The sequence below is a fragment of the Comamonas sp. GB3 AK4-5 genome (genome assembly GCF_041320665.1).
In the GTDB taxonomy this organism is placed as follows: Bacteria; Pseudomonadota; Gammaproteobacteria; order Burkholderiales; family Burkholderiaceae_C; genus Comamonas.
In genome coordinates, this window is sequence record NZ_CP166730.1 from 1201238 (window position 1) to 1226865 (window position 25628).

Genomic DNA, 25628 nt, shown 5'->3' on the forward strand with positions numbered 1-25628 from the left:
GCTATGCGCCTTCCCCCCGCTCTTCGCTCGCTGTGCTCGCGGGCAGGGGGACGACACCGGCGCTGCGGGGCGGCCCTTGCGCGGTGTCTCTGGCCTGGGGCGCGCCAGTTGCATGCGCTACGCACTTTGCCTTGCACCCTCGCCCGGTTGCGGGAGAGGGTGGGGGTGAGGGGGGCTGTCTGGCCGTTGTTGTGTTGCTTTAAGGCCCGCTCCGGCAGGCAGCAAAAACCATAGCTGTCTTCACTCTATTTTTCTAGTTTTCAGAAGCTTTTCACCTGATTAGATACTTGTCTCAGGCACTGCTGTGAAGTGATGTTCCGAAGCCGGGAGTTCGCCCCGGCGGGCGAGCTCCTTTCTTGCTCGTGCAAGAAAGGAGCCAAAGAACACGCCCCTGCTATCCCCGACCCCTGCGCTGTCGCGCCGGGGCAACCTGCGTCACCCAACACACAGGGCCTGCCGCAGAACTCTCTGCGCGCTTTCAGCGCTCCGCTCGAACAGCCGCGGCAAGTCAGTTGACGAAGCATGGCTGTCCTGCGGCAGCCATGCGGCCCTGTGTGCTGTGCGCCGCAGGCGTGTATAGAAGGGGAACAACCGCAGCGCCAGCAGTGTGACGAAGCGGCTGGTGTCGAGAGATGAAAAATAAGGTTTGCCAATAGCGCAGCCTTCGCAGGGCAGGTATTCGGTTCCCGTTTTCCCCTTTTGCCCATGGCTTGGCGCGCAGAGCCCGGGGCGGGCAGCTGTGCCGCAGGACACAGCTGCTTCGTGAACTGACTCGCCGCGGTTGTTCGAGCGGCGCGGCTCTGCCGCAAAGCGAGTTCTGCGGCGCCGCCCTGGGATCGAGCACCGAGCTTGCCCGCAGCGAAGCGCAGGGACATGGGCAGTAGGGGCGGTTTCTTTTGCTTCGTTTTCTTGAGCGCTCAAGAAAATGAAGTCGCCTGCCGGGGCGAGTCCCGGCCTCAGAACGTCATATCCGCGCTGTAGCGCAATTCGTAGTGGAGCTTCATCTGAGGTATGTAGCTAATCAGGGCTTTTCATTCTGAACCCAATGCCGAGAGCGCTATAGCTGCTACGAAAAACAATGCCCTGCCAATTTTTTGGCAGGGCATTACTGTTTTTGTGTACAGTGGTGAAATGACGAATACCTCCACACCGGCCGCTGCAGACGGCCAGCCCCGTTGCAAGTGGTGCCTGGGCACACCGCAGTATGTGCACTACCACGACCATGAATGGGGCTTCCCCGTGGGCAACGATCAGCGCTTGTTTGAAAAGCTGTGTCTGGAGGGTTTTCAGTCCGGGCTGAGCTGGCTGACCATTCTCAACAAGCGCGAGAACTTCCGCGCTGCGTTTGCGGGTTTTGACTTTCACAAAGTGGCGCAGTTTGGCGAGGCCGATGTGGAGCGGCTGCTGCAGGACGCAGGCATTGTGCGCCACCGCGGCAAGATCGAAGCGGTGATCAACAATGCCCAGCGCGCCATTGAGATGGTGGCGGCTGAGGGATCGCTGGCTGCGTTTTTCTGGCGCTACCAGCCTGCCGTGCCCTCCACCGGTGCAGAGTTTGTGGCCCAGAGTGCCGAGTCCCAGGCCCTGTCCAAGGAGCTGAAAAAGCGCGGCTGGAAGTTTGTGGGCCCCACCACCATGTATGCGCTGATGCAGGCCATGGGCCTGGTCAATGACCATGCCCCGCATTGCATCACCCGCGCGGCGGTGGAGCAGGCGCGCAAGGTGTTTGCGCTGCCCAGATAAGAAAGAGGGGGTGCAGCGCAGCCGCTGTCTGCGCGGCCTAGCTTGCCTACAGCGACGTCCCCGTGGCGTAGCTGTGCGCCACTTCCAGTCCGCCGTCAATGACGAATTGCACGGCCATGCACACCAGCAAAAAGCCCATGACGCGGGAGATGGCCTCGACGCCGCCGGCGCCCAGCAGCTCGGCAATGCGGTCGGCAAAGCGCAGCACCACCCAGAACAGCAGGCCCAGCAGGGCAAAAATCAGCAAGGGCGCCACCGTCAGCACCCAGGGCGCATAGCCGTCCGTGACCGAGGGGCGCAGCGAAGCCGCGCCGCTGATGATCATGGCAATGGTGCCAGGGCCTGCAGTGCCGGGCAGTGCCAGGGGCACAAAGGCGATATTGGGTGGTTTGCGCTTGCCTTGTTGCTGCGATACGGCATCGGCCTCGGGCGTCTCATCCAGGCGGGAAGAGGGGAAGAGCATGCTGAAGCCAATGCTGGCCACGATCAGGCCACCGGCAATCTGCAGGCTGGGAATGGAGATGCTGAAGGTCTGCATGATCCACGAGCCGCCGTAATAGGCCACCAGCATGATGCCCACCACATACATGGTGGCCTCCTTGATCTGGCGCTGGCGTTCAATATGGGGCAGTTGCCCGCCCAATGACAGCAGCAAGGTCATGGAGGTCAGGGGGTTGGCCAGCGGCAGCAGCAGCGCCAGTCCCAGACCCACCAATTGGATCAGCTGGGTGATTTCTTTCATTGCGTCACTCCTTCAATGCAGCGCGTAAAAAAGCAACGCCGGGCGAACCCGGCGTTGCACAGTCAATGAGACCGATGAGGTAGGGGATGAAGAGATTTACAGCGTCTTGAACACTTCGCGTGCGGCTTCGATGGTGCGGTCGATGTCGTCGTCGGTATGGGTCGCGCTGACAAAACCGGCCTCGTACAGCGCGGGTGCAAAGTAGTGGCCGCGCTCCAGCATGCCGTGGTAGAACTTGTTGAAGACCTTACCATCGGTCTTCATGACCTCGGTGTAGGTCGTGGGCAGTTCGGGCAGGAAGTAAAAGCCGAACAGGCCGCCTTGCCAGTCCACCGAGAAGGGAATGCCGGCGGCGCGGGCTTCGGCCTTGAGGCCTTGCATCAAATGGCCGGTCTTGAGGTGCAGCTCGGCGTGAAAGCCGGGGCGGCTGATCAGCTCCAGGGTCTTGAGGCCGCAGGCCGTGGCAATGGGGTTGCCCGACAGCGTGCCGGCCTGGTAGACCGGGCCCAGCGGCGAGAGCTTTTCCATGATCTCTCGGCGTGCGCCAAAGGCCGCCATGGGCATGCCGCCACCAATCACCTTGCCCATCACCGTGATGTCGGGGGCAAAGCCGGGGATGTCCTTGGCATACACGCTTTGCGCGCCGCCCAGGGCCACGCGAAAGCCCGTCATCACCTCGTCGTAAATCATCAGCGCGCCATGCTCGCGCGTGAGCTCGCGGATGCGGTGGGTGAAGTCCAGGCTGGCGCGCACAAAGTTCATATTGCCGGCAATGGGCTCCATGATCACGCAGGCGATGGTGCTGCCCATCTTGGCAAAAGCCTCTTCCAGCTGGGCCACATCGTTGTACTCCAGCACCACGGTGTCCTTGGCCACATCGGCGGGCACGCCGGCCGAAGACGAGGCGCCGAACGTGGCCAGGCCCGAGCCGGCCTTGACCAGCAGGGCGTCGGCATGGCCGTGGTAGCAGCCGTTGAACTTGATGATGGTGTTGCGGCCGGTGTAGCCGCGTGCCAGGCGCAGCGCGCTCATGCCGGCTTCGGTGCCGGAGCTGACCAGGCGCACCATGTCCATGCTGGGCATGAGTTCACGGATTTTTTCGGCCAGCACCACTTCGCGTTCGGTGGGGGCGCCATAGCTGAAACCTTCCAGCACGGCGGCCTGCACGGTGGCAATCACCTCGGGGTGGCCGTGGCCCAGGATCATGGGCCCCCAACTGCCGATGTAGTCGGTGAACTGCTGGTCGTTCTGGTCCCAGAAATGGGCGCCCTGGGCACGCTTCACAAAGCGCGGTGTTCCGCCCACGGCGGCAAAGGCCCGCACGGGCGAGTTCACGCCGCCGGGGATCACGCCCTTGGCGCGTTCGAACAAGGCAATATTGAGATCAGTGTTTGGTGTCATGGGGTGGCATCACAAAGCCCTCCAGTGGCTGGGGGGTCAAGGCATTGGGCGCGGCTGCGTCGGTGTCGGAGGATTCGTCTTCTTCGCCATCGGGCTGGGCCCAGAACATACGATCCGGCAGGAAATGCCCCATGCCGGGGCGGAAACCGTGGTCCAGGCAACGGTCCAGGTATTCCAGCGCCTCGTCGGTGGCGGCACCCAGGTCGTTGCCCGTGGCCAGCAGGGCGGTGAGTGCGGCCGACAGCGTGTCGCCCGCGCCCACAAAGCTGCCGTCAAACAGCTCGAATTTGCTGCTGCCCAGCACCGTTTCGGGCGAGGCCAGCACGTTGTCTACATATTGCTCGGGCAGGGGGATGCCGGTGACCAGCACATAGGGCACATCTTTTTCCTGCGCGGCACGGGCCAGGTCGCGGGCCGTGGGGGGGCGGCTGTGTGTCCAGTCGGGCAGCAGCCAGCGCCACAGCGTGCCGTGGTTGCCCACCAGCACCGAGGTCTGGGGCAACACCAGCTCCTGGAAGGCGTCCAGATACTGGTCCTGCAAATCATCTTCCCACCACGACAGGTCGGGCATGTAGCTGATGATGGGGATCTCGGGGTAGTCGGAGGAAATCTCGGCAATCGTGCTGAGGATTTCGGGCGAGCCCACAAAGCCCACCTTGATGGCGCGCACCGGCAGGTCTTCCAGCACGGCGCGGGCTTGTTCGTTCACCCATTCGTCATCGAGGCGATGGTGGTCGAAGATGCGGTTGGTGTCGCGCACATAGGTGCCGGTCACCACGGCCAGAGGGTGGCCGCCGACGCTGGCGATGGTGGTGATGTCGGCCGTCAGACCCGAGGCACCGCAGGGGTCGCAGGCATTGAAGGTCAGCACGCACACCGGGTCGGTGGAGACCGGTTCGGTGTCGTCCACAGGCGTTGGGGATGCGGGGGGTGAAGAAGTGAGAGCCATGTGCGGTCCGGGTGGCAGACCCCTCAAGAACAGCACCGGCCGGCGCTGCATAGGGTCCAATGCATTCTATGTGAAGGACTTCTGTACCGTGGGCGCCTCGCGGGCGGGAGGGCCGGGGGCTGGCACATGGCCCGGGGAGGGGGCTGCCAGGGCCGCCGGAACGGTGTATGGCGTAAACCATAGCATTGTCAGCTTTTGTATATTGAGTTTCATGCGGTTTTAAGTCGGAGAATGAAGCCGCAGGCGCTATGGTTGCTCCTGTTTTTGGGCGACGGCCATGACCCCATGTCCTGCAGCGGCTGCTGCAGCGGGCGGCGCAGCCTTCGTACGTTCACCGCTAAAATCCCCATATGCCCGCTGAATCTGCGCCTATCAATCTGACGCACCACTTCCTGATCGCCATGCCTGGCCTGGAGGATGAATCTTTCTCTCGCAGCGTGGTGTACCTGTGTGAACACAGCGAGCGCGGAGCGCTCGGACTGATCATCAACAAACCCATGGAGCTGAGCCTGGAAGGGCTGCTGCACAAGATCGACCTGCCCATGGGGCGTGACGATCTCAGCGCCGCCCCGGTCTACCAGGGAGGCCCGGTGCAGACCGACCGGGGCTTTGTGCTCCATGATCCCATCATTGTCGAGGGGGCTGAGCCGGATACGGCCATCTACGCCTCCACCATGACGATTCCCGGCGGCCTGGAGATGACCACCTCCAAGGACGTGCTCGAAGCCCTGTCTACCGGCGCCGGCCCGCGCCGCGTGCTGGTCACGCTGGGCTATGCGTCCTGGGGTGAAGGCCAGCTGGAATCCGAGCTGGGCGAAAACGCCTGGCTCACCGTGGCCGCCAACGCCGATGTGATTTTCGACACCCCGCCCGCACAGCGCTACGACAAGGCCCTGGGCCTGCTCGGCCTGCAGGCGTGGACGCTCTCGCCCGACGCGGGGCACGCATGAACCATTCCACGCCAGACACCCGGCCCGGCAGCGCAGCTGCCCCGGCCGTGGCATTGGCCGCGACCCCCTCGGCCGCACCGGCCCCTGTGCCGGCTGCCCCTGTCGTGCCGGCGCATTTCCAGCAGTTCCTGGCCTTTGACTTTGGCACCAAGCGCACGGGCTGTGCCTCGGGCAACCGGGTGCTGGGCGGAGCCAGTCCGTTGCGCACCATACAGGCCGAAGGCGCGGATGCGCGCTTTGCTGCTGTGGAAAAGCTGATCAAGGAATGGCAGCCCCAGGCCCTGGTGATTGGCGTGCCCTACCACCCCGATGGGGCGGCGCATGAGAACACGGCCCGCGCCAAGAAGTTCGGCCGCCAGCTGCATGGGCGTTTTCGCCTGCCTGTTTACGAAGTGGATGAGCGCTACAGCACCACCGAGGCCCTGGCCGGTGGTGCCAAGGACGCGGATGCCGCCTCCGCCTGCATCATCCTGGAGCAATTTTTGAGGAGTCTTTCATGAGCGTTTCCGTCGCCGGTTCTGCCGGTTCCCTGGTGCTGGATGCCGAGGCCCTGTACAAGGAGCTGCTGCGCGGCGTGCGCAGCCTGATGGGCCCGGCCACGCAGCTGGTGGGCATTGCTTCGGGCGGCGCCTGGCTGGTGGAGCGCCTGCACCAGGACCTGGGCCTGTCGGGTACGCCCGGCGTGCTGTCCTCGGCCCTGCACCGCGACGACTTTGCCCAGCGCGGCATGGCACAAAGCGTGCAAACCCAGCTGGACTTCGATGTGAATGGCGCCGACATCCTGGTGCTGGACGATGTGCTCTACACCGGCCGCACGGTGCGCGCCGTGCTCAACGAGCTGTATGACTATGGCCGCCCAGGCTGCGTGCGCCTGGCCGTGCTGGTGGACCGTGGTGGCCGCGAGCTGCCCGTGGCCGCCGAGTTCGCCGCCGCCCGTGTGGCGCTGCCCGCCAGCCAGTCGCTGGCCCTGGTGCGCGCCGAAGACGGCACCTTCCAATTTGCAGTCAAAGAGGCCTGAACGTGCTGTACAAGCGCAATCCCCAGCTGAACAAGAACGGCGAGCTCATCCACCTGCTCTCCACCGAAGGGCTGTCCAAGGACATCCTCACCCATATCCTGGACACGGCCAGCAACTTCGTCAGCGTCAACGACCGCGAAGTGAAGAAGGTGCCGCTGCTGCGCGGCAAGAGCGTGTTCAATCTGTTCTTCGAGAACAGCACGCGCACGCGCACCACCTTCGAGATTGCCGCCAAGCGCCTCTCGGCCGACGTGTTCAATCTGGACATTGCCCGCAGCTCCGCCAGCAAGGGCGAGACCCTGCTGGACACCATAGACAACCTCTCGGCCATGGCGGCCGATGTGTTTGTGGTGCGCCACAGCGAGTCGGGCGCGCCCTACCTCATCGCCCAGCATGTGGCCCCGCATGTGCACGTGGTCAACGCCGGTGACGGTCGCCATGCCCACCCCACCCAGGGCCTGCTGGACATGTACACCATCCGCCACTTCAAGCAGGACTTTGCCAATCTGCGCGTGGCCATCGTGGGTGACGTGCTGCACTCGCGCGTGGCGCGCTCGGACATCCATGCCCTGACCACGCTGGGCGCGGCCGAGGTGCGTGTGGTGGGCCCGCGCACCCTGGTGCCGGCCGATATGGCCAGCATGGGCGTGCGCGTCTTCCACAACCTGGAAGAGGGCATCAAGGACTGCGACGTCATCATCATGCTGCGCCTGCAAAACGAGCGCATGAGCGGGGCGCTGCTGCCCTCCAGCCAGGAATATTTCAAGAGCTTTGGCCTGACCGAAAAACGCCTGGCCCTGGCCAAGCCCGATGCCATCGTCATGCACCCCGGCCCCATCAACCGTGGCGTGGAGATCGACTCCGCCGTGGTCGACGGCCCGCAGGCCGTGATCCTGTCGCAGGTCAGCTTTGGCATTGCGGTGCGCATGGCGGTGATGTCTATCGTGGCGGGCAACGAGGCTTGATGCGGGCATCAAGCCACCCCCTGAGGCGCTGCGCGCCTTCCCCCTCTCTGCTTCGCGGAGGGGGACGACACCGGCGCTGCGGGGCGGCCCTTGCGCGGTGTCTCCTGCGAAAGTGGACGCTGGAAGCGGCAGGGCGGGGTAGAGGGCCGTGTGGTGATGAAGTCTTGCTTGGTATGTTTTTGATAGCTGTTGGTGCTTGTGTATCAAGCGTTGGCAGCCAATTTGGTGTGAAACCATGAAAATCTTGATTCAAAACGGCCGCGTCATCGACCCGGCCCGTGGGTTTGACCAGGTGTGTGATGTGGCGCTGGCTGCCGGCCGGGTGTTGGCCGTGGGCCAGGCGCCGGCGGGTTTCGAGGCCGATCGTGTGATCGATGCCACGGGCCAGTGGGTGGTGCCCGGTCTGGTGGACCTGGCCGTGCGTCTGCGCGAGCCGGGTTATGAGCATGAAGGCATGTTGGCTTCCGAAATGGCGGCCAGCGTGGCTGGCGGCGTGACCAGCCTGGTCTGCCCGCCCGACACCGATCCCGTGCTGGATGAGCAAGGCCTGGTGGAAATGCTCAAGCTGCGAGCCGAGAAGCTGCACCAGTCACGCCTGTTCCCCATGGGCGCGCTGACGCTGGGCCTCAAGGGCGAGGTGCTGACCGAGATGGCCGAGCTGACCGAGTCCGGCTGCGTGGCCTTTGGCCAGGCCGATGTGCCGCTGCCCAACATCCAGACGCTGCAACGCGCCATGGCCTATGCCAATACCTTTGGCTATGCCGTGTGGCTGCGCCCGCAGGACAAGGACCTGGGCAAGGGCGTGGCGGCCAGCGGTGCGCTGGCCACGCGCATGGGCCTGGCCGGTGTGCCGGTGGCGGCCGAGACCATTGCCTTGCACACCATCTTCGAGCTGATTCGCGGCTCGCAGACCCGCGTCCACCTATGCCGCCTTTCCAGCGCCGCCGGCGTGGCCCTGGTGCGCCAGGCCAAGGCCGAGGGCCTGAACGTGACGGCCGATGTGTCCATCAACAGCCTGCACCTGACCGAAAACGACATCGGCTATTTCGACAGCAGCGCCCGCCTGGTGCCGCCGCTGCGCCAGCAGCGCGACCGCGACGCGCTGTCGGCCGCGCTGGCCGACGGCACCATCGACGCCCTGGTGTCCGATCACTGCCCGGTGGATGCCGATGCCAAGGTCCTGCCCTTTGCCGAGTCCGAACCCGGTGCCACCGGTGTGGAGTTGCTGCTGTCCCTGGCCGTCAAATGGTCGCAGGACCAGGGCGTGCCGCTGCTGCGGGCCCTGGAAGTCGTCACTGCTGCCCCGGCCCATGTGTTGGGCGGAGCCCTGGGCACGCTGCAGGCCAGCCTGGGCCAGTTGGTGGAAGGCGGTGTGGCCGATCTGTGCGTGGTCAACCCTCAGGCCGCCTGGACGGTGGGTGCGGGCGAGCTGCTCAGCCAAGGCAAGAGCACCCCCTTTGCCAGCTACGAGCTGCCGGCCCGTGTGCAGCTCACCGTGGTGGGCGGCTATATCGCCTTTGAACGCAGCTAAAGCCACCATGCCCAAGCCATTGCGGGCCATGGCCCGCGCACTGGGCCTGCTGGGCCATGTGCTGTCCGGCATCTGCACGGTGTGGGTGCGCTTTCCTCGGATGACCCCGGCCGAGCGCCATCAGCGCGTGCAGGCCTGGGCCGGCGCCATGCTGGTCAAGGTCGGCATCCGGCTGGAAGTGATAGGCCAGCCTGTGGCCAGTGGCCCGGCGCTGCTGGTGGCCAACCACATCTCGTGGCTGGACATTCCCGTCATGCATGCGGCGCGGTTTTGCCGCTTTGTCTCCAAGGACGAGGTGCGCAGCTGGCCGCTGATTGGCCGCCTGGCCTCGGCGGCCGATACCCTCTATATCGCCCGCAGCTCGCGCCGCGATGCTTCGCGCATGGTGCAGACCATGGCCGACAGCCTGGCCCAGGGCGATGTGCTGGCGGTCTTCCCCGAGGGCACGACCAGCGAAGGTCTGGGCTTGCTGCCGTTTCACAGCAATCTGCTGCAATCGGCCGTGGTGGCCGATGCCGTGGTGCAGCCCGTGGCGCTGCGCTTTGTGACGGCTGCCGACGGCCAGACCAGCACTGCGCCCAGCTATGCCGGCGATACCGCGCTGCTGACCTCTATCTGGCGCACATTGTGCGCCGACCAACTGGTGGCCCAGCTGCATTACGGCCCACCCCAAAAAGCCCAGGGCCGTGACCGGCGTGCCTGGGCCGAAGACCTGCATGCCGAGGTGAATCGGCTGCGTCAGCCTGTATCCATGTCTTGTTCTGCACCCCCCGCGCTGCGCCTGGCCGCGTCCGACGATGCCCAGGCCTTGCGAGCCATTTTGTGGGCCACCTACGAAACCACCTGGAAGCCCGAAGTCACGGCCGCCAAGCATGCGCAGATCTGCGAGCAGGACAAGCCCGCAGCCTATGTGCAGTCGCGCGGGGAGCTGTTCTGGCTGGCCGAGTGCGACGGCGTGGTGGCCGCCATGGTGGACTGGGAGGATGACTTCGTACACGCCCTGCATGTGCTGCCCGGCTTCCAGGGGCGTGGCCTGGGGCAGGCTCTGCTGGTTCATGCCGAGGCCGCCATGCGTGCGGCCGGCCATGCCAAGGCCAGGCTGGAAACCGACACCTTCAACCAGGCCGCCATTGGCTTTTATGAGCGCCATGGCTACCAGTGCGAAGCCACCTACCCCGATGAGGAATGGGAAAGCGGGCTGACCACGGTGCTGATGACCAAGGCCTTGTAAACACACTCCTTGGGGATCTTTTCGTCCCAGGGGATGTCGTACCCTGTGCGGATGCTGCGGCATCGGGAGGGCTTGCTGCGAAAACAGTGAGTCCATCCACCAACCAAGGAGTGCGATATGGGAGTGAATGTGCAAGTGGATGTGGCCGTCATCGGCGCAGGGACCGCGGGCATGAATGCCTACAGCCAGCTGCGCAGGGCCGGGGCCAGCAGCGTCATCATCGACCAGGGCCCGTTGGGTACCACCTGCGCCCGCGTGGGCTGCATGCCCTCCAAGGCCGTGCTGTTGGCCGGCAAGCGCTGGAGTACCTTGCGTGGTCTGCTGCCTGCTGCCGACCGGGAGCACGCGCTGGAGGCACTGCCTGCCGGCAGCACCAGCCCGCAGCAGCTGTGGGAGCAGGCCCTGGCCACGCGCGATGAACTGGTGGGTGGCAATGTGCGCCAACTGCACAGCCTGGCGGGCGACGCCCTGCTGATGGGCCAGGCCCGCTTCACCGGCCCGCAAACCCTGCAACTGGACAATGGCAGCACCGTAGAGGCCAAGGCCTTTGTGCTGGCCACCGGCTCCGAAGCCGTGCGCCCCCAGGCATTGCAAGACGCCCTGGGCGACCGCCTCATCACCACCGATGAGCTGTTCTACCTGCCCGAGCTGCCGCGCAGCATGGCCATTGTGGGTCTGGGGCCGATTGGCCTGGAAATGGGCGTGGCCCTGACTCGCCTGGGCAGCCAGGTGGTGGGCAGCAACCGCTCGCCCAAGTTGGGGCAGATGGATGACCCCGAGGTGAATGCCGCCGCCATGGCGCATTTTGGTGCCCTGTTTCCCATGGTGTTTGGTGAGCCGGTGCAGGCTGGCCGCCGCAGTGCAGGGGGCGTGGATTTTCAGGCCGGCAGCCTGCAGGCCCAGGTGGACTGGGTGCTGGCCGCTGCAGGCCGTGCCCCGCGTGTGGGTGCGCTGGCGTTGGAGCAGGCCGGTGCACAGTGGGACGACAAGGGCAGACTGCGCTGGGATGCAGCCACCCAGCAGCTGACAGGCATTCCCCTGTTCCTGGCGGGCGATGTTTCGGGCGACCGGCCCTTGATGCACGAAGCCGCCGTGGGCGGCACCATGGCTGCCCAGCATGCGCTGCGGCATCTGGGCCTGATGGGCACAGACCAAGCCCTGCGCCAACGCGCTGCGCCGCTGTCCATCGTCTTTAGCGATCCCGATCTGGCTTGGGTGGGCCAGCGCTTTGCGCAGCTGCCGCCCGATGCCGTGGTGGCCACCACCCAGGGCAGCGGCAATGGGCGTTCCAAGATCATGCAGGCGCCTGAGCATATGCTGCGCCTGTATGCCGACGCCAGCAGCCGCAAGCTCCTGGGCGCCAGCATCTTCTGCGCCGGCGGCGAGCATCTGGCCCACCAACTGGCCTGGGCCGTGCAGCGTGGCGAAACCGTGGAGAGTCTGCTGGACCTGCCTTACTACCATCCCACGGTGGAAGAGATGATTGACAACGCGCTCAAGGCGCTGCGCCGGGAATTCCAAAAGCGCAACCCCAGTACAAAGGAATGAATGCCATGAATGGACGGGTATGGATGGTGCTGGCAGGCCTGCTGGGTGCCGTGGGTGTGGGCATGGGGGCTTATGCCTCGCATGGCCTGGGTTTTATCGCCGACGCTGCGCTGCGCGAGGCCATGCGCGCCACGCTGCAGCAGGCGGTGCAGCAGCAGCTGTTCCACGCGCTGGCGCTGTTGGGCGTGGGTGTGCTGGCGCAGCGGGCCGAGGCGGCCACGAGCCGCTGGCTGGCCCTGTCCGGCCTGCTGTTCGCCGTGGGCGTATTGCTGTTCAGCGGCCTGATCTATCTGCGCATTCTGGGCGGGGTGGACAGCCTGCGCGCCTTGGTGCCCTGGGGCGGCACCAGCCTGATTCTGGGCTGGCTGGCGCTGGCCGTGGCAGGGTGCAAGATGCCGCGCTCGCATTGAGCATTTTCTGCTTTCGCCACATGCTGCGTAGGAGTGGGGCAGGGCCTACACTCGCGGCATGAGCGACATCACCATTTTTCACAACGCCCGCTGCAGCAACTCGCGCGGCGCGCTGGCCCTGCTGCAGGAGCGCGGCATAGAGCCCAATATCGTCGACTACATCGCCACCCCGCTGACCGCCCCTGAACTGGCCGAGCTGGTGGAGCATCTGGGTGTGCCGGTGCGTGATCTGCTGCGCAGCAAGGAAGCCATTTACAAGGAGCTGGGTCTGGACCAGCCCGGGATCAGCGATGCCCAGATCATCCAGGCCGTGGCTGCCCACCCGGTGCTGTTGAACCGCCCCATCGTGGTCACGCCCAAGGGTGCGGCCCTGTGCCGGCCGCCGGAGAAGGTGCTGGAGCTGCTGTAACCCCTGATCCGGGTCTACTGGTACGTCATGGTGAAGGTCAGCGCTGCATTGGCGCTGCCCGGCGTGACCGTGGCGGCGGTCTGGCGGTAAGCCGCTTTCAGCGGTACTTTGTAGGAACCACCGGCCGCGCTGTTGTAGCCCGTCAAGGTGTACTGGGTGTTGAACTTGAGCGGGGCATCACTGCTGTCTTTGAGCTGCAGGGCAATGCCTGTGGCAGTGGCGGTGCTGGAGAGTGCAAGCAAGCCATTGTTGGCATCAATCACCGCATTCACCGGTATGAATTGGTACTGGATTTTGGTGAGACTACCGGCGGGACAGGCGTTGATGCTGACATCAAAGCTCACCACGGGCGTGGAGTAGCCGATTCCCGTGAATTTCGACAGCTGTTGCTTGCCCATGTTGACGGTCACATTCGGCGTTTCGCAAGCAGCGATGTTGATGATGGTGGGCGTGAGCGAGATGAACTTGTGAAAGCTAGACTGCACGGCATAGGTTCCCGTCTGAAACCGACCGACCCAGGCAGTTTCTGAGGCTGCGCCGCCTGCGGTGGTGCCCGGGGTCACGGCGCCGGTTTTGACATAGGCAAACTCCATCTGGAAGCCGAGGTTCATGACATCGCTTCCATTGTTGGAGGTGCACGCTTGGTATCCCCAGCTTGCGTCTGCGTGCAAAGAGACCCAGGCATACCAGCCGCTGCAGGCACTTTTTTGCGTGAGGATATAGGAGCGTGCGCCTATCGCCACCCCAATGCCGGGCACGGTGGTATTCCAGACTTGGTAGGGCACTCCGGTAGAGCCGTTGACAGTCATGCCCACGACGGGGGTGAGTAGGGACTTGTAGGCTGGGCCGACCCCAGCATTGGTGACCGGGCAGCTGTAGTAGTTGGTGGCCGCCGGCGTGGAGGTCCACGGCGTCAGTCGGGTGCCGTCCACTGCATCACGTGGCACGGTGATGGAGGCCGGCATGGCAACGGAAATGGTCTCCGCGGCGCCGTTGCATGAAAAGCTTTGTGCCAGCGCTGTTTTGCAGGCAAGACCAAGCACCAGGGCTGTGACCAGCAACAGGCATCGTGCCAGCCCGCTTTGGCCGCTGGATGCCTGGGCCGGAGGGGAGGATGCCAATGTTGCAGCAACCGCAGGCCGTGTCTTTTTCAATTGCGGCATATTGCCTCCATCTGGGTCCACGGCTGCGTGCCTGGCGGGTTTTCTTTGGGCAAGGTGTACTGCAGCACACAGCGCTCTGTCGCGGCCTCTCCCCACAGGATGTGCAGCGTGGCCGCATCGCTGCGTACCCCGCGCAGCACAATGCGGCCGGTTTGCGCCACGGTGCCAACGTTGTGGGCCTGGGCATCCAGCACCTGGGCGCCAAAGGGCACGGGCTGGCCATCGGCCAGGCTGGCGCGCAGCAGCACGGCGCGGCCTCCGCCATCCACCTCGAACTTGAGCGGGACCACGGCGCCGGCCGTTGGGGCCACACGCTGCGTGGTGGACTTGAGTTCCACGCTCAGGGGCAGTCCCTTGGGGTCAAGCTCTACCTCGTTGCTGGCAAAGGGTGTGAGGCCCGAGACCAGTGCATGGCCGAAGCGGTCCACACGCAAACCGCTGCCGGCGGTCACGCGTGCGCCGCTGGCGCCTTTGGCTTCCACAATGCCTACCGTCTCGCCCACGGAAGGCGTGAGCACCACGCCGCCGCCATAGACCACCGCGCTGCCAGAGATGCCGGCGCCATATTGCGTGTAACCGGCGCCCTTGGAGGCATTCGCCGTCAGGGCGGCATAGGGCGACAGATAGGACAGATTGGCGCCCACTGTGTTGGTGGTGGGCATGCTGTCATTGCTGTCATTGCTGGCGCGGCTGGCGTTGACGCCATAACCCAGGGTGTTGTCCACGCCCAGAGAGCCCGACACAGACTGCTGGATCTGGGTCTCTCCGTTGGAGCTGCGCTGCAGATTGGTGGAGGCGTAAAGGTGGCGCTCGCCCAAGCTCAAGGGAACCGAGACATTGAGCATGATCCGGTTGTCCCAGCGGTTGCGCATGGCATCGAACTGGCGCCCCGCCGAGATGCCATAGCTTATGGAGCGGTAGCTGTTGTTGTAGCCGGCCTGGAACTGGATGTCTCGGCTGCTGCGATCCCAGTAGTCCACCGCAGAGCCTGTGAGGTAGAACGAGCCCCAGCCGGCTTGCAGGCTTTGGTTGAGCACGGCCTGGAACTGGCCACGGCGAATGCCGCTGTGTCCCATGTAGGAGGGGTAGTCCAGGTTCTTGCTGCTCTGCTGCAAAAGAGCGTCTTGCAGGCTCATAAAGCCCTTGCTGGAATAGCGGTAGGCCGCCAGGGTGACGTTGGTCGCGGTTGGGGCAATGAGCTTGCTATAGGAGAGTTTGATGCTGTGGCCGTTGTGCCGCTCTTGCCCGGGCAGGCTGGCGAAGGCGTGGGTGATGTCCAGGCCCAGGGCCCCGAACGTGGTGTTGAAAGCGGCGCCAACCAGGGCAGAGGCGTAGTGCCTGGCAAACGTCAGCCCCCCATAGCCGGTGAACAGATTGCTGAAGCCATGCTTGATGCCCCCCTGGACCAAGCCGGCGTTGCTGGTGAAATAGGCGTTGCGATACTGGCCGGCAGAAAGGCTGTATTGCGTGACGTCGGGACGCAGTGCATTCACGACCGTGGCGAATGGGACCTTGAAGCTCTGGATGCGGCCGTCGGCCTCGGTCACGCTGACATCCAGGTCACCGCCATAGCCCGTGGGGTAGAGGTCGTTGATCTCGAACGGGCCGGGGGCCACGTTGGCGGTGTAGATGATGTTGCCGCTCTGGCGGACCTGCACCAGGGCGTTGCTGTAGGCCATGCCGCGAATCGTGGGGGCATAGCCGCGTTGCGACTCGGGAAACATGCGCTCGTCGCTGGCGAGCTGCACGCCGCGAAAGCCCACGCTGTCGAACATGCTGCCATCGGTGAAGGCGTCACCAAGCACCAGACGCGACCGTATGCTGGCCAGGGAGCGCTGCAGCGAGGTTTGTGAACCCTGGTAGCCAGAACCGTTATAGGAGGAGTGGCTGAAGTTACCGCTGTGGCGCAGACGCCAGGGGCCCAGGTTCAGGCCTGCGGTCACACCCACAAAGACCTGTGTGTTGGAGCGGCCCACGCCCTCGCTGCGGTAGATATTGGTGTTGTACTGCAGCAAGGTAGCGGGCACTCCATCACTCCAGAACTGGGGATCGACATAGCCTCGGGCCGAGCGTCTGGTGATGGCCTGTGGCAGGCTGGTGTCGAGCCGCTGCTCGCCATTGTCGAATGTGGCGCTGGCATTGGGAATGAGAGCGTCCAGGGGCAGGCAGACATGGGTCTTGTCTGTCAGCAGTTGCATGGCCTCGGGGGAGAGCTTGCTCAGATCGACACCGATATGCAGCAGCAAATGCTGGTCGAAACAAGGATGGACGTTGTTCGGGTTGGCATCGACCTGGCGCAGCGTGATGGTGCGTCGGCCCAGCCAGGCATTGTTGACAAACAAATCGCTGCTGTATTCGCCAGGTGTGGCCAGATTGCCTTGCTGAAAGCGGCTGGCATCGATGCGGAATCCGCTGGGTTGCTGGAGAAACTGTTCGTTGAATTCGACCTGTGCCAACTGCGTCGTCCCGGTCGACGCTTCTGCGGCCATGCCTATGGGGGTGAGTGAGTACAGGGCGAGCAGGCTCCAGGCACCAAGGCTTCTGGAAGCGGACAAGTGCAGCAAAAACAGGTTCTCCACAGACCGCCAGGGAGGCGAGAAGCTGGTTGTGAAAGAAGGTGTGGATGCCCAGTACACGGTGGAGAAGATGAGCAGGTCAAAGCCAAGGCGGGTCTGCCAGGCTTATGGCGGCGGGTTCTTGGCGTGGGGGCGCAGCAAGGTCTCGCCCTCTATGGGGCCGCCGTAGTCGTTCAGCGCGCGGTGGCGCACGCTGGCTCCGGGGGTGTCGGCGGCCTGGCCCTTGAGCGGGAACACCCGGGTCTTACCGGGGCCGACCATGTCGCCCTCATCGAAGCTGGCAACCTGGCCGTCGGAGTGCACATGGACTTCGGTCAGTGAGACATGAAAAGGCGTGGGGTTGTGGGTCTGGATGGCGAGCTTGCCGTCCTTGTGAATGAGCTGCCAAGAAAGCTGGGCGGGTGCTTCCTCGGGCTTGCCTTTAAGCCCTATGGGGCGAAAGAACAGCTTGATGCGCGTGCGAAACGCCAGCTGAATCTTGTTGGAATCGGCCTCCTCGGCGCTGGGCTTGGGCGGGATGTCCAGCACATTGAGCCAGAACACCGATTCGCGGTCCGTGGGCAGAGGCTCGCCCGTGTAGACGATGCGCAGGGTCTGGGCCTTGCTCGGGTCTATGCGCGACATGGGCGGCGTGACGATGAAGGGGACATGGACATTCGAGGGCGCACTGCTGGTGTCGCCCGAATCCACCCAGGCCTGGACCAGGGCGGGGGCTGGCCCCGGGTTGGTCAGCCTGAGCGTGACCTCGGGCTCCTTGGCCGCATAGATCACGCGTGTGGCGCCTATCACCACGGAGGCCTGCGAGAGCGTCGGCATGCCGCCCAGCCATGCCAGGCCTGCCGCAGTGATCACATGTCTGATGGTTTTTCCGATGTTCATGGGTGAGAGGCTGGGCGGTCGCTGGTGCCGCGGGTGCAGATGAAAAAAGGCGGACGCGCGTCCGCCCCGGGTGGGGAGCGCGCCCATCCATGCGTTATGGGTAAATCAGCGTGTAGCGCACGCTGGTGTTGACCGGGCCGGTACCGGCTGCACCGGCGAGGGCGTTGTATTCGGCAAAGTAGGGCAGCGTTGCCGTGCCTGTACCGCTGATAGGGACGGTCTGGGAGTTTTGGGTGGTGCCCGGAGTGGAGCCGTCGGCGGCGCCAATCTTGATGTTGCTGAAGTCGGCGTTGAGCAGGCCGATTTCCACATTGGTCACGGCGGTGGTCAGCCGGCCCGTGCCGAGATTGACCGTGGGGCCCGGTTCGAAATAGGTGCGGACATTACCGCCGGTGGGGTTGCAGGCCGTCAGTGCTATGTTGAATGCGGTGCGGCCCGCCACATGCTCAGGGGCTGTATTCAGCGCCGTGGCCGATACCCTTGGCAGAGTCACGGTGAAGTTGTTGCTGCCACCATTGCCGCTGATGGTGCAGGTGTTGCTGGTGACTTCGCCCGTAAAGGTGATGGTGCCGTCAAATGCAGAGGCGAGGGTGGTGACTCCACAGAGGACCAAGGCGGTAAGGATTTTGGATTTCATAGTGGCAGTGGGTTAACAGTGGAGTCAGCACAAGGCTTGCGGCCTTCTGGGGCACGCAAAGTGCGGTCTTGTGCCAGCGTGGCTGGTCCGCCGCAGTGCCCGGTCCTGTGTATCCATGCCCTGCAATGCAAGAGCGCACTGATGAAGCCCGGCGCTGTGCACACTGCGGCGGCAAGCGCTGCTTCACTCTAGGCGCAGGCAAGCAATAAGTTGTTACCGCTGAAGCGTTTGAGAACGACCGGGTAGGCTGCGTTACTCGATGAAATCCTGCTTTTATGCAATGCACAAGCGCTTGTATAGCTATGCTTTTGATATCTTCCGCGCATCCGGTTCGGGGCGGGAACCCACCACCCAGCGGTGCAACGTGTTCCGGTGGTGGCTTAAGTTCGATTTAAGTCGGGGCTTTCACACTGCAGTCCATTCCCACACCGGCTATTGCAGCCAGGACTTTCAGGAGAAACCGTGATGGACAAGCTGCTCTCTACCCCCCGTCGTCTCGTATTGGCCCTGGTGGCCGCAGGTGCCATAGGTGCTGCGGGTGCCGGCCTGGTTTCCGGCATGCACCACAGCGCACAGGCCAGCACGCCGGTGGCTGCGGCCACGGCCACTGCAGCCTCGGCAGCAGCCCCCGTGCCCACGGTGGGTATGCCTGACTTTGCGGCCATCACCCGTGCCAATGCCCCGGCCGTGGTGAACATCAGCGTCGTGGGCGATGCCCGAGCCATGCAGATGCGCGGCGATGACAGTGCGGATGACGGTGACAGCGGCGCAGGCCCGCAGATCGACCCCAACGACCCCTTCTTTGAATTCTTCCGCCGCTTTGGCTTGCCTGGCATCCCGGGCATGCAAGGCGGCCAGGCCCAACCGCGCGACACCCCGGCGCGGGGTGAGGGCTCGGGCTTTATCGTCAGCAGCGACGGCCTGATTCTGACCAATGCCCATGTGGTCTACGGCGCCAAGGAGGTCAGCGTCAAGCTCAACGACCGGCGCGAATTCCAGGCCAAGGTGCTGGGCCTGGACCCCAAGACCGATGTGGCCGTGCTGCGCATCCAGGCCAAGGATCTGCCCGTGGTGAAGCTGGGCAATACCAAGGACTTGCAGGTGGGCGAATGGGTGCTGGCCATTGGTGCACCCTTTGGCTTTGAGAACAGCGTCACCGCCGGTGTGGTCAGCGCCAAGGGCCGTTCGCTGCCGGATGACAGCCTGGTGCCCTTTTTGCAGACCGATGTGGCCATCAACCCCGGCAACTCTGGCGGCCCGCTGTTCAATGCTCGCGGCGAGGTGGTGGGCATCAACAGCCAGATCTACACCCGCTCGGGTGGCTACCAGGGCGTGTCCTTTGCCATCCCCATCGAGCTGGCCTCGCAGATCCAGCAGCAGATCGTGGCCCATGGCAAGGTGGAGCATGCTCGCCTGGGCGTGGCCGTGCAGGAGGTGAACCAGGGCTTTGCCGACTCCTTTGGCCTGAGCGCACCGGAAGGGGCATTGGTGTCCTCGGTGCAGGACGGCTCGCCCGCCGCCAAGGCAGGCCTGCAACCCGGTGATGTGGTGCAGACCGTGGACGGGCAGCGCATTGTTTCCTCGGGCGACCTGCCGGCCTATGTGGGCCTGCGCCAGCCCGGCGACAAGCTGCAACTGCAGGTGTGGCGCCAGGGCAAGGCCGTGCAACTGACGGCCACGCTGGCCAATGCCGATGATGGCAAGACCCAGAAGGCCGCCAAGGCCGAGGCTGAGAAAGGCAAGCTGGGCCTGGCCCTGCGTCCGTTGACGCCGCAGGAGCAGCAGCAGGTGGGCGTGCAAGGCGGCCTGTTGATCGGCCAGGTCAGCGGTCCGGCCGCCCAGGCCGGTGTGGCCCCTGGTGATGTGCTGCTGTCCATCAACAACCAGGCGGTGAACAGCGTGGAAGCCGTGCAGACCGCCATGGCCAAGGTCGGCAAGACCGTGGCCCTGCTGGTGATGCGGGGCGGGGACAAGATCTTTGTGCCCGTGCACCTGGGCTGATGGCGGTTGTCTCCACGCTATGCTTGCTTCATGCGACTGTTGCTTGTTGAAGACGACCCCATGATCGGCGAAGCCGTGCAAGACCTGCTGCGTGGCGAAGGCCATGCGGTGGACTGGGCGCACGACGGAGTGCAGGCCGACACCGCCTTGCGCGGCACGGCCTATGACTTGGTGCTGCTGGATCTGGGCCTGCCCAAGAGGGATGGTTTGGACGTGCTGCGCGCCCTGCGCGCCCGCAAGGACCGCACGCCAGTGTTGGTGGCCACGGCCCGCGATGCCGTGGCCCAGCGCATTGCCGGTTTGGACGCGGGGGCCGACGATTACATCGTCAAACCCTATGACCTGGACGAGCTGCTGGCCCGTATGCGCGCCCTGCACCGGCGCAGCGGCGGCCGGGCCGAGCCTGCCTACTGCCATGGCGACGTGACGGTGGAGCCTGCCACCCGCAGCGTGACGCTGCAGGGCGCCAGCGTGGCCCTGTCGGCCCGCGAATGGGCGGTGCTGGAGGCGCTGACTGCCAGGCCAGGTCAAGTGCTCAGCCGAGCCCAGCTGGAGGACAAACTCTACGGCTGGGGCGAGGAAGTGGGCAGCAATGCGGTGGAGGTTTATATCCACGGCCTGCGCAAAAAGCTGGGGGCCGAATTGATTTTGAATGTGCGTGGACTGGGGTATATGGTGCCGAAAGACTGACCCCCCTGAGCCGCTTCGCGCCTTCCCCCAGGGGGACGACACCGGCGCGGCGGGGCGGCCCTTGCGCGGTGTCCTGGCAAAAGGGGCGGGGCAGGCGGCAGGGGCACATTTCCCCCTTGTCTTGGGTGTTGCCCCTTCCCCCGCCGGGGGAAGGCGGGGATGGGGGCCTGCCTTCCTGTTTTTCTCCCTCGCACCGAAGGGGAGAGGGCAGGGGTGAGGGGCTGTCCCAGCGATTGGAATGCTGGGGCATCAAGAATGGAAAAATGCTATGACTTCGCTGCGTTTGCGGCTCATTGTGTTGATGGGGCTGGCCATTGTGTTGGCGGCGGTGCTGCAGGGCGCGCTGGCCTATCGCAATGCCTTGCAAGAGGCCGATCTGCTGTTTGACTACCAGATGCGCCAGACCGCGCTGGCACTGCGCGCCGGCCTGCCGGTGGATGCGCGTGCGGCCTCACCTTTGTTGCCGCCCGAGGACGAGAACCACGAGTTCATTGTCCAGGTCTGGACCAATGAGGGCCTGCGCATTTTTGAATCCGCCTTTGGCGCCGCCTTGCCGCAGATGGCGGTGCTGGGCTTTGCCGACGTGCGTGTGCGCGGCAGCATCTACCGGGTGTTTTCGCTGCAGTCACCGGCCCAGGTGATCCAGGTGGCGCAAGACCTGCAGGTGCGCAGCCATATGGCGCGTACCCTGGCCTGGCGCACGGTGTGGCCCATTGCCTTGCTGGCCCCCTTGCTGGCGCTGGCCGTGTGGTGGGTGGTGGGCCATACGCTGCGCCCGGTGGACCGCGTGCGCCGCGAGTTGGCCGAGCGCGATGCCACCTCGCTGGAGCCGGTACAGGAAAACGATGTGCCGCAGGAGGTGCAACCCCTGGTGCAGGAGCTGAACCTGTTGTTTGCCCGCGTGCAGCAGGCCTTTGAAAGCCAGCAGCATTTTGTGACTGATGCTGCCCATGCCCTGCGCTCGCCACTGCAGGCGCTGAAGCTGCAGCTGCAAGGCCTGCAGCGTGCTCCTGATGATGCCGCCCGCCAGTTGGCACAGCAGCGGCTGGCAGCCGGCATAGACCGCGCGGCCCAGCTGGTGGACCAGCTGCTGCTGCTGGCCCGCGAAGATGCCCAGCAGGGCGCACGCAACCCCACGCCCGCGTCCAGGGTGGACCTGGCACCCTTGGTGGCCCAGCAGCTGGCCGACATGGCGGTCCAGGCCCAGGCGCAAGGTGTGGATCTGGGCTTGGGCACAGGCAGCGCAGCCGCTGCCTGGGTGCGGGCCGAGCCCGCGAGCCTGCAGGTGCTGCTGCGCAACCTGGTGGACAACGCCGTCAAATACACGCCCGCAGGCGGCCAGGTGGATGTGCGCCTGGAGCTGCGGCCCGCTGCAGAGGGGGCAGACAGCACGCCGGCCCAGGTGCTGTTGGTGGTGGAAGACAGCGGCCCGGGCATTCCCGAGGCCGAACGCGACCATGCGCTGGAACGCTTTGTGCGCGCCGAAGGTGCGGCTGCCTCCGGTATCCAGGGCAGCGGCCTGGGTCTGGCGATCGTACAAACCATTGCCCAACGCCAGGGCGCGCAGGTGGCGTTGCATGGCTCCAAGAGCTTGGGTGGCCTGTGTGTGCAAGTAACCTGGCCGGCAACGCAACCCGTGGCTTAGCGCCGCGCTAGATGCTCATGGTTTGATAGCTTCTTCAGTGCTATCTGTCTATGTCTCAAGGCTTTTTCTTGAGTGACTTCACAGTGGCTTGCGTGCCGCGCTGCACCGCATCGGCGGCGCGGGCGGTGTGGTCGGCCACCTGCAACGTGGCTTGCTGCAGCTTGTCTGTGGCCTGGTCCACCCAGGCCCCTGATGTGCTGGCGGCCGAACGTGCCACGCCCTTGGTGGCGTCGACCACACCCTGGCCGGCCTGGCGCACGCTGTTCACGGTGGACTGGGCCGTGTGGCTGACGGCATCGCGCATGCGGCCATAGACGGCCTGGCTGACACGGCTGCCCACTTCACGCACCAACTGACCCAGCAGGCTGGCGGCATGCACCGTAGCACTGTGGCGCACACCGGCGCGCTCGGGCTGCAGCAGCGGTGCGCAATAGGCCTGGGCCACCAGGCCCACGCGCAGCGTCAAAAAAGCATTGGCGGCGCCACTGGCCAGGCTGTTGGTCAGCAGGCTGCCCACGGCACCCAGGCCGGGCACGCTGGCCAATGCGGCGGGCGTGGTGGCCTGCACCAGCGGGGCGGCCAGCTCGGCAAAGTCGATGGCGTCCATGCTGCTGGCCACCAGCATGCAGGCGCCCACATTGCCGTACAAATAGCCCAGCTGGCGCAGCGAAGGTCGCAGACCGTAGATGCGCGCCACCCGCCACACCAGTCGGACCTGGGTGGCCAACACCACCAGGGCGTCGAGCTTGCCGTTTTGCAGCAAGGCGGTGCTGGTCAGCACGGTGGTGGCCAGGCTGCGGGTTTCGGCCTCGGCCAAGGCTTGCAACTGCTGCAATGCCTGGGCGATGTCGGCCTCGCTGTCCAGCGGCTGATTTGCCAGGTGCGGGTTGCGCGCCAGGTGCTGGCGCAGCCGGGCCTGGTAGGCGACCTGAGCGGCAGCATCGTCGCTGCCAGGGGGCTTCAGGGCCGGCGGCAGGCGCAGCAGCCAGAACGTGGGGAGCAGCACCGCCACGGCCAGCAGGCCCAGCAGCCCTACAAAAGTCCATTGCCCCGCCCCTGCATGGATGCGGTCGGCCGCATCGGCCAGCTGCGAGACCATGGCTACAGTAAACACGGCCATATAGGCCAGAAAGGCCAGCAACAAGGCCAGCAGAATGCGGCGGGTGGTGCGGTGCATAGAGTGGGCTTTCAGGTATCCATGTCCTTGCGTTGTACCGGCGGCTGCTGGGCGTTTTTGCGGCTGGCACCGGCGCGGCCGGCCTTGCTCCAGTCGTAGCGCTCGCCATCGGGGGTGTGCCCGTCTTCCACGGCTGCCACGCCCACGGGGCCGACCATGTCGCGCAGCTCCGAGGAAATGGTCACATGGGCATGGTGTGGGTCGGCGCGCAGGCGCTGGCACTGGGCCAGGGCTTCGCCCATCTGGGCGTCGGTATAGGGCAGGCAATGCGGCAGCCAGGCCGGCTCCTCGCCCTCGGGACAGGTGTTTTGCAGGTAGTAAACAACAATGCTCATGGCGCCATTTTCAGGGTTTTATGTGCTTGTACCCCAACTGGGGTGATGCGGTGCAAGACAGGGCTGGGCCTGCTTTCCTGTGCTTCAATGGTTTCCATGACTTCTTCTGCCCTGGTGTGGCTGCGGCGCGATCTGCGCTGTGATGACCATGCCGCGCTCTACCATGCACTGCGCCGCTTTGAGCGGGTGTATTGCGCCTTTGTGTTTGACACCGAGATTCTGGACGCTTTGCCCAGCCGGCAGGACCGGCGCGTGGAGTTCATCCACGCCAGCGTGCTGCAGCTGCATGCGGCGTTGCAGGATCTGGCGGCGCGCAGCGGGGCCGAGGGCGGCGGCCTGATCGTGCGCCACGGCGTGGCGTTTGAGTGCGTGGTGCAGCTGGCGCGCGAGCTGGGCGTGCAAGAGGTGCTGGCCAACCGCGACTACGAGCCCCAGGCCATGGCCCGCGACCAGCAGGTGGCCCGTGAGCTGCAGGCCCTGGGCATTGCTTTCAGCGACTACAAAGACCAGGTGCTGCTGGACCGCGACGAGGTGCTGACCCAGCAGGGCCGTCCTTACAGCGTGTTCACCCCCTACAAGCGCGCCTGGTTGCAAAAGCTCGATGCCTTCCAGCTCAAGCCCTATCCGGTGGAGCGCCATGCCCGCCACTTGGCTGCCCTGCCTGCGGGCGAAACCCTGCCCAGCCTGCAAGACCTGGGCTTTGCCCCGACCAATCTGGCAGCGCTGCCCCTGCCAGTGGGCATGCAAGGCGCACAGCAGTTGCTGGCCGATTTTCTGCCGCGCATGGAGGCCTACCAGGAGGCACGGGATTTTCCGGGCCGCAAGGGCGTGTCCTATCTCTCGGTGCATCTGCGCTTTGGCACCGTGTCCATACGCCAGCTGGCCAGGTTGGCCCAGCAGCGGGCGTTGCAAGGTGATGAAGGTGCCCAGACCTGGTTGTCCGAGCTGGCCTGGCGCGACTTTTATTTCATGATTCTGTGGCATCACCCCCATGTGCTGACCCAGTCATTCCGTGCGGAATATGACCGGGTGCTGTGGGACGATGCACCCGAGCTCTGGCAGGCTTGGTGCGAGGCCCGCAGCGGCTACCCGCTGGTGGATGCCGCCATGCGCCAGCTGCACCAAACCGGCTATATGCACAACCGCTTGCGCATGGTGGTGGCCAGCTTTTTGACCAAGGACCTGGGCATTGACTGGCGCCGGGGCGAGCGCTATTTTGCCGAGCACCTGAACGACTATGACCTGGCCGCCAACAACGGCGGCTGGCAATGGGCGGCATCCACCGGCTGCGATGCACAGCCCTGGTTTCGCATCTTCAACCCGGTCACGCAGTCACAGCGTTTTGACCCGGATGGGCGCTTTATCCGCCGCTATGTGCCCGAGCTGGCGCGGCTGCCGGACAAGCACATCCACTTCCCCGCGGGCATGAAGCCGCTGGAGCTGCAGGCCTGTGGGGTGGAGCTGGGGCGGGACTATCCCCAGCCCGTGGTGGACCATGCCAGCGCGCGGCAGCGCACGCTGATGCGCTTTCATTTTCTGCAGCAGGACGGGCTATAGGCGCAGCAAAGAGAGGGCTAAAGCACGTCTGCTCACGGCGATCTGGATCTTGTTTTTTGTGTTGATTCAAT

The 25628-nt window shown here is 64.8% G+C and carries 23 protein-coding genes and 1 pseudogene; 15 read left to right on the plus strand and 9 right to left on the minus strand.

The window, feature by feature from the left end; genetic code table 11:
- Nucleotides 1-1131 precede the first annotated feature (1131 nt).
- Complete coding sequence (locus ACA027_RS05310; RefSeq protein ID WP_370681366.1) at nt 1132-1743, plus strand: DNA-3-methyladenine glycosylase I; 612 nt, start codon at nt 1132-1134, stop codon at nt 1741-1743.
- A 46-nt stretch (nt 1744-1789) separates the two neighbouring features.
- On the opposite strand, the gene ACA027_RS05315 is transcribed toward ACA027_RS05310, so the two are convergent.
- The 3 genes from ACA027_RS05315 to ACA027_RS05325 form a co-directional block, all read right to left on the minus strand.
- Entirely contained in the window at nt 1790-2485 is a 696-nt protein-coding gene (locus ACA027_RS05315) for a MarC family NAAT transporter (protein WP_370681367.1), read from the minus strand.
- A 96-nt stretch (nt 2486-2581) separates the two neighbouring features.
- On the minus strand, nt 2582-3886 hold the full coding sequence (gene hemL / locus ACA027_RS05320; RefSeq protein ID WP_370681368.1) for a glutamate-1-semialdehyde 2,1-aminomutase: 1305 nt from the start codon (nt 3884-3886) through the stop codon (nt 2582-2584).
- Entirely contained in the window at nt 3870-4835 is a 966-nt protein-coding gene (locus tag ACA027_RS05325; RefSeq protein WP_370681369.1) for a hydroxymethylpyrimidine/phosphomethylpyrimidine kinase, read from the minus strand. The genes hemL and ACA027_RS05325 overlap by 17 nt, the downstream gene beginning before the upstream one ends.
- 350 nt (nt 4836-5185) lie before the next feature.
- On the opposite strand from ACA027_RS05325, the gene ACA027_RS05330 reads away from it, so the two are divergent.
- The 10 genes and pseudogenes from ACA027_RS05330 to arsC all read left to right on the plus strand — a co-directional run bounded on the left by ACA027_RS05330 (nt 5186) and on the right by arsC (nt 12897).
- On the plus strand, nt 5186-5785 hold the full coding sequence (locus ACA027_RS05330; protein ID WP_370681371.1) for a YqgE/AlgH family protein: 600 nt from the start codon (nt 5186-5188) through the stop codon (nt 5783-5785).
- Nucleotides 5782-6285, plus strand: a complete 504-nt coding sequence (gene ruvX / locus ACA027_RS05335; protein ID WP_370681372.1) for a Holliday junction resolvase RuvX — start codon at nt 5782-5784, stop codon at nt 6283-6285. The genes ACA027_RS05330 and ruvX overlap by 4 nt, the downstream gene beginning before the upstream one ends.
- On the plus strand, nt 6282-6803 hold the full coding sequence (gene pyrR / locus ACA027_RS05340) for a bifunctional pyr operon transcriptional regulator/uracil phosphoribosyltransferase PyrR (RefSeq protein WP_370681373.1): 522 nt from the start codon (nt 6282-6284) through the stop codon (nt 6801-6803). Before ruvX ends, pyrR begins: the two co-directional genes overlap by 4 nt.
- 2 nt (nt 6804-6805) lie before the next feature.
- Nucleotides 6806-7768 (plus strand): aspartate carbamoyltransferase catalytic subunit, encoded by a 963-nt coding sequence (locus ACA027_RS05345; RefSeq protein WP_370681374.1) that lies wholly within the window; start codon nt 6806-6808, stop codon nt 7766-7768.
- A 235-nt stretch (nt 7769-8003) separates the two neighbouring features.
- Entirely contained in the window at nt 8004-9299 is a 1296-nt protein-coding gene (locus ACA027_RS05350) for a dihydroorotase (protein WP_370681375.1), read from the plus strand.
- Between the two features lie 7 nt (nt 9300-9306).
- Nucleotides 9307-10041, plus strand: a pseudogene (locus tag ACA027_RS05355) (lysophospholipid acyltransferase family protein); the annotation flags it as partial.
- Between the two features lie 9 nt (nt 10042-10050).
- Entirely contained in the window at nt 10051-10530 is a 480-nt protein-coding gene (locus ACA027_RS05360) for an N-acetyltransferase family protein (RefSeq protein WP_370682513.1), read from the plus strand.
- Nucleotides 10531-10647: 117 nt separating this feature from the next.
- The gene (locus ACA027_RS05365) at nt 10648-12078 is read left to right on the plus strand and encodes a dihydrolipoyl dehydrogenase (RefSeq protein WP_370681376.1); all 1431 of its coding nucleotides are present in this window, start codon (nt 10648-10650) and stop codon (nt 12076-12078) included.
- A 5-nt stretch (nt 12079-12083) separates the two neighbouring features.
- Nucleotides 12084-12488 carry a DUF423 domain-containing protein gene (locus ACA027_RS05370; protein ID WP_370681377.1) on the plus strand — a complete coding sequence of 135 codons (405 nt, stop codon included), beginning with the start codon at nt 12084-12086 and terminating at the stop codon, nt 12486-12488.
- A gap of 58 nt (nt 12489-12546) precedes the next feature.
- Nucleotides 12547-12897 (plus strand): arsenate reductase (glutaredoxin), encoded by a 351-nt coding sequence (gene arsC / locus ACA027_RS05375; protein WP_370681378.1) that lies wholly within the window; start codon nt 12547-12549, stop codon nt 12895-12897.
- Between the two features lie 14 nt (nt 12898-12911).
- Here the strand turns inward: arsC and ACA027_RS05380 are convergent, their stop codons facing one another.
- From ACA027_RS05380 to ACA027_RS05395, 4 genes are all read right to left on the minus strand, one after another.
- Entirely contained in the window at nt 12912-13862 is a 951-nt protein-coding gene (locus tag ACA027_RS05380; protein WP_370681379.1) for a fimbrial protein, read from the minus strand.
- Nucleotides 13863-14047: 185 nt separating this feature from the next.
- On the minus strand, nt 14048-16615 hold the full coding sequence (locus tag ACA027_RS05385) for a fimbria/pilus outer membrane usher protein (RefSeq protein ID WP_370681380.1): 2568 nt from the start codon (nt 16613-16615) through the stop codon (nt 14048-14050).
- A gap of 126 nt (nt 16616-16741) precedes the next feature.
- Nucleotides 16742-17515 (minus strand): fimbria/pilus periplasmic chaperone, encoded by a 774-nt coding sequence (locus ACA027_RS05390; RefSeq protein ID WP_370681381.1) that lies wholly within the window; start codon nt 17513-17515, stop codon nt 16742-16744.
- 94 nt (nt 17516-17609) lie between these two features.
- The gene (locus ACA027_RS05395) at nt 17610-18152 is read right to left on the minus strand and encodes a fimbrial protein (protein ID WP_370681382.1); all 543 of its coding nucleotides are present in this window, start codon (nt 18150-18152) and stop codon (nt 17610-17612) included.
- Nucleotides 18153-18617: 465 nt separating this feature from the next.
- Here ACA027_RS05395 and ACA027_RS05400 point away from each other — a divergent pair, with 465 nt between their 5' ends.
- The 3 genes from ACA027_RS05400 to ACA027_RS05410 all read left to right on the plus strand — a co-directional run bounded on the left by ACA027_RS05400 (nt 18618) and on the right by ACA027_RS05410 (nt 22488).
- The gene (locus ACA027_RS05400) at nt 18618-20153 is read left to right on the plus strand and encodes a Do family serine endopeptidase (RefSeq protein WP_370681383.1); all 1536 of its coding nucleotides are present in this window, start codon (nt 18618-18620) and stop codon (nt 20151-20153) included.
- A 30-nt stretch (nt 20154-20183) separates the two neighbouring features.
- The gene (locus ACA027_RS05405; protein ID WP_370681384.1) at nt 20184-20843 is read left to right on the plus strand and encodes a response regulator transcription factor; all 660 of its coding nucleotides are present in this window, start codon (nt 20184-20186) and stop codon (nt 20841-20843) included.
- A gap of 268 nt (nt 20844-21111) precedes the next feature.
- Nucleotides 21112-22488 carry an ATP-binding protein gene (locus ACA027_RS05410; protein ID WP_370681385.1) on the plus strand — a complete coding sequence of 459 codons (1377 nt, stop codon included), beginning with the start codon at nt 21112-21114 and terminating at the stop codon, nt 22486-22488.
- Between the two features lie 55 nt (nt 22489-22543).
- Here the strand turns inward: ACA027_RS05410 and ACA027_RS05415 are convergent, their stop codons facing one another.
- Together ACA027_RS05415 and ACA027_RS05420 are read right to left on the minus strand one after the other, a co-directional pair.
- A complete protein-coding gene (locus tag ACA027_RS05415; protein WP_370681386.1) occupies nt 22544-23665 on the minus strand; it encodes a DUF697 domain-containing protein in 1122 nt (373 codons plus the stop codon).
- Nucleotides 23666-23676: 11 nt separating this feature from the next.
- Nucleotides 23677-24000 carry a hypothetical protein gene (locus tag ACA027_RS05420; RefSeq protein ID WP_370681387.1) on the minus strand — a complete coding sequence of 108 codons (324 nt, stop codon included), beginning with the start codon at nt 23998-24000 and terminating at the stop codon, nt 23677-23679.
- A 96-nt stretch (nt 24001-24096) separates the two neighbouring features.
- On the opposite strand from ACA027_RS05420, the gene ACA027_RS05425 reads away from it, so the two are divergent.
- On the plus strand, nt 24097-25557 hold the full coding sequence (locus tag ACA027_RS05425; protein ID WP_370681388.1) for a deoxyribodipyrimidine photo-lyase: 1461 nt from the start codon (nt 24097-24099) through the stop codon (nt 25555-25557).
- The last annotated feature ends 71 nt before the right edge of the window (nt 25558-25628 follow it).

Excerpts from the sequence above, each read along its gene's own strand:
- ACA027_RS05310 (WP_370681366.1), top strand. The coding sequence starts at position 1,132 with ATGACGAATACCTCCACACCGGCCGCTGCAGACGGCCAGCCCCGTTGC.
- ACA027_RS05315 (WP_370681367.1), bottom strand. The coding sequence starts at position 2,485 with ATGAAAGAAATCACCCAGCTGATCCAATTGGTGGGTCTGGGACTGGCG.
- hemL (WP_370681368.1), bottom strand. The coding sequence starts at position 3,886 with ATGACACCAAACACTGATCTCAATATTGCCTTGTTCGAACGCGCCAAG.
- ACA027_RS05325 (WP_370681369.1), bottom strand. The coding sequence starts at position 4,835 with ATGGCTCTCACTTCTTCACCCCCCGCATCCCCAACGCCTGTGGACGAC.
- ACA027_RS05330 (WP_370681371.1), top strand. The coding sequence starts at position 5,186 with ATGCCCGCTGAATCTGCGCCTATCAATCTGACGCACCACTTCCTGATC.
- ruvX (WP_370681372.1), top strand. The coding sequence starts at position 5,782 with ATGAACCATTCCACGCCAGACACCCGGCCCGGCAGCGCAGCTGCCCCG.
- pyrR (WP_370681373.1), top strand. The coding sequence starts at position 6,282 with ATGAGCGTTTCCGTCGCCGGTTCTGCCGGTTCCCTGGTGCTGGATGCC.
- ACA027_RS05350 (WP_370681375.1), top strand. The coding sequence starts at position 8,004 with ATGAAAATCTTGATTCAAAACGGCCGCGTCATCGACCCGGCCCGTGGG.
- ACA027_RS05360 (WP_370682513.1), top strand. The coding sequence starts at position 10,051 with ATGTCTTGTTCTGCACCCCCCGCGCTGCGCCTGGCCGCGTCCGACGAT.
- ACA027_RS05365 (WP_370681376.1), top strand. The coding sequence starts at position 10,648 with ATGGGAGTGAATGTGCAAGTGGATGTGGCCGTCATCGGCGCAGGGACC.
- ACA027_RS05370 (WP_370681377.1), top strand. The coding sequence starts at position 12,084 with ATGAATGGACGGGTATGGATGGTGCTGGCAGGCCTGCTGGGTGCCGTG.
- arsC (WP_370681378.1), top strand. The coding sequence starts at position 12,547 with ATGAGCGACATCACCATTTTTCACAACGCCCGCTGCAGCAACTCGCGC.
- ACA027_RS05380 (WP_370681379.1), bottom strand. The coding sequence starts at position 13,862 with ATGCCGGCCTCCATCACCGTGCCACGTGATGCAGTGGACGGCACCCGA.
- ACA027_RS05390 (WP_370681381.1), bottom strand. The coding sequence starts at position 17,515 with ATGAACATCGGAAAAACCATCAGACATGTGATCACTGCGGCAGGCCTG.
- ACA027_RS05395 (WP_370681382.1), bottom strand. The coding sequence starts at position 18,152 with ATGAAATCCAAAATCCTTACCGCCTTGGTCCTCTGTGGAGTCACCACC.
- ACA027_RS05400 (WP_370681383.1), top strand. The coding sequence starts at position 18,618 with ATGGACAAGCTGCTCTCTACCCCCCGTCGTCTCGTATTGGCCCTGGTG.
- ACA027_RS05405 (WP_370681384.1), top strand. The coding sequence starts at position 20,184 with ATGCGACTGTTGCTTGTTGAAGACGACCCCATGATCGGCGAAGCCGTG.
- ACA027_RS05410 (WP_370681385.1), top strand. The coding sequence starts at position 21,112 with ATGACTTCGCTGCGTTTGCGGCTCATTGTGTTGATGGGGCTGGCCATT.
- ACA027_RS05415 (WP_370681386.1), bottom strand. The coding sequence starts at position 23,665 with ATGCACCGCACCACCCGCCGCATTCTGCTGGCCTTGTTGCTGGCCTTT.
- ACA027_RS05420 (WP_370681387.1), bottom strand. The coding sequence starts at position 24,000 with ATGAGCATTGTTGTTTACTACCTGCAAAACACCTGTCCCGAGGGCGAG.
- ACA027_RS05425 (WP_370681388.1), top strand. The coding sequence starts at position 24,097 with ATGACTTCTTCTGCCCTGGTGTGGCTGCGGCGCGATCTGCGCTGTGAT.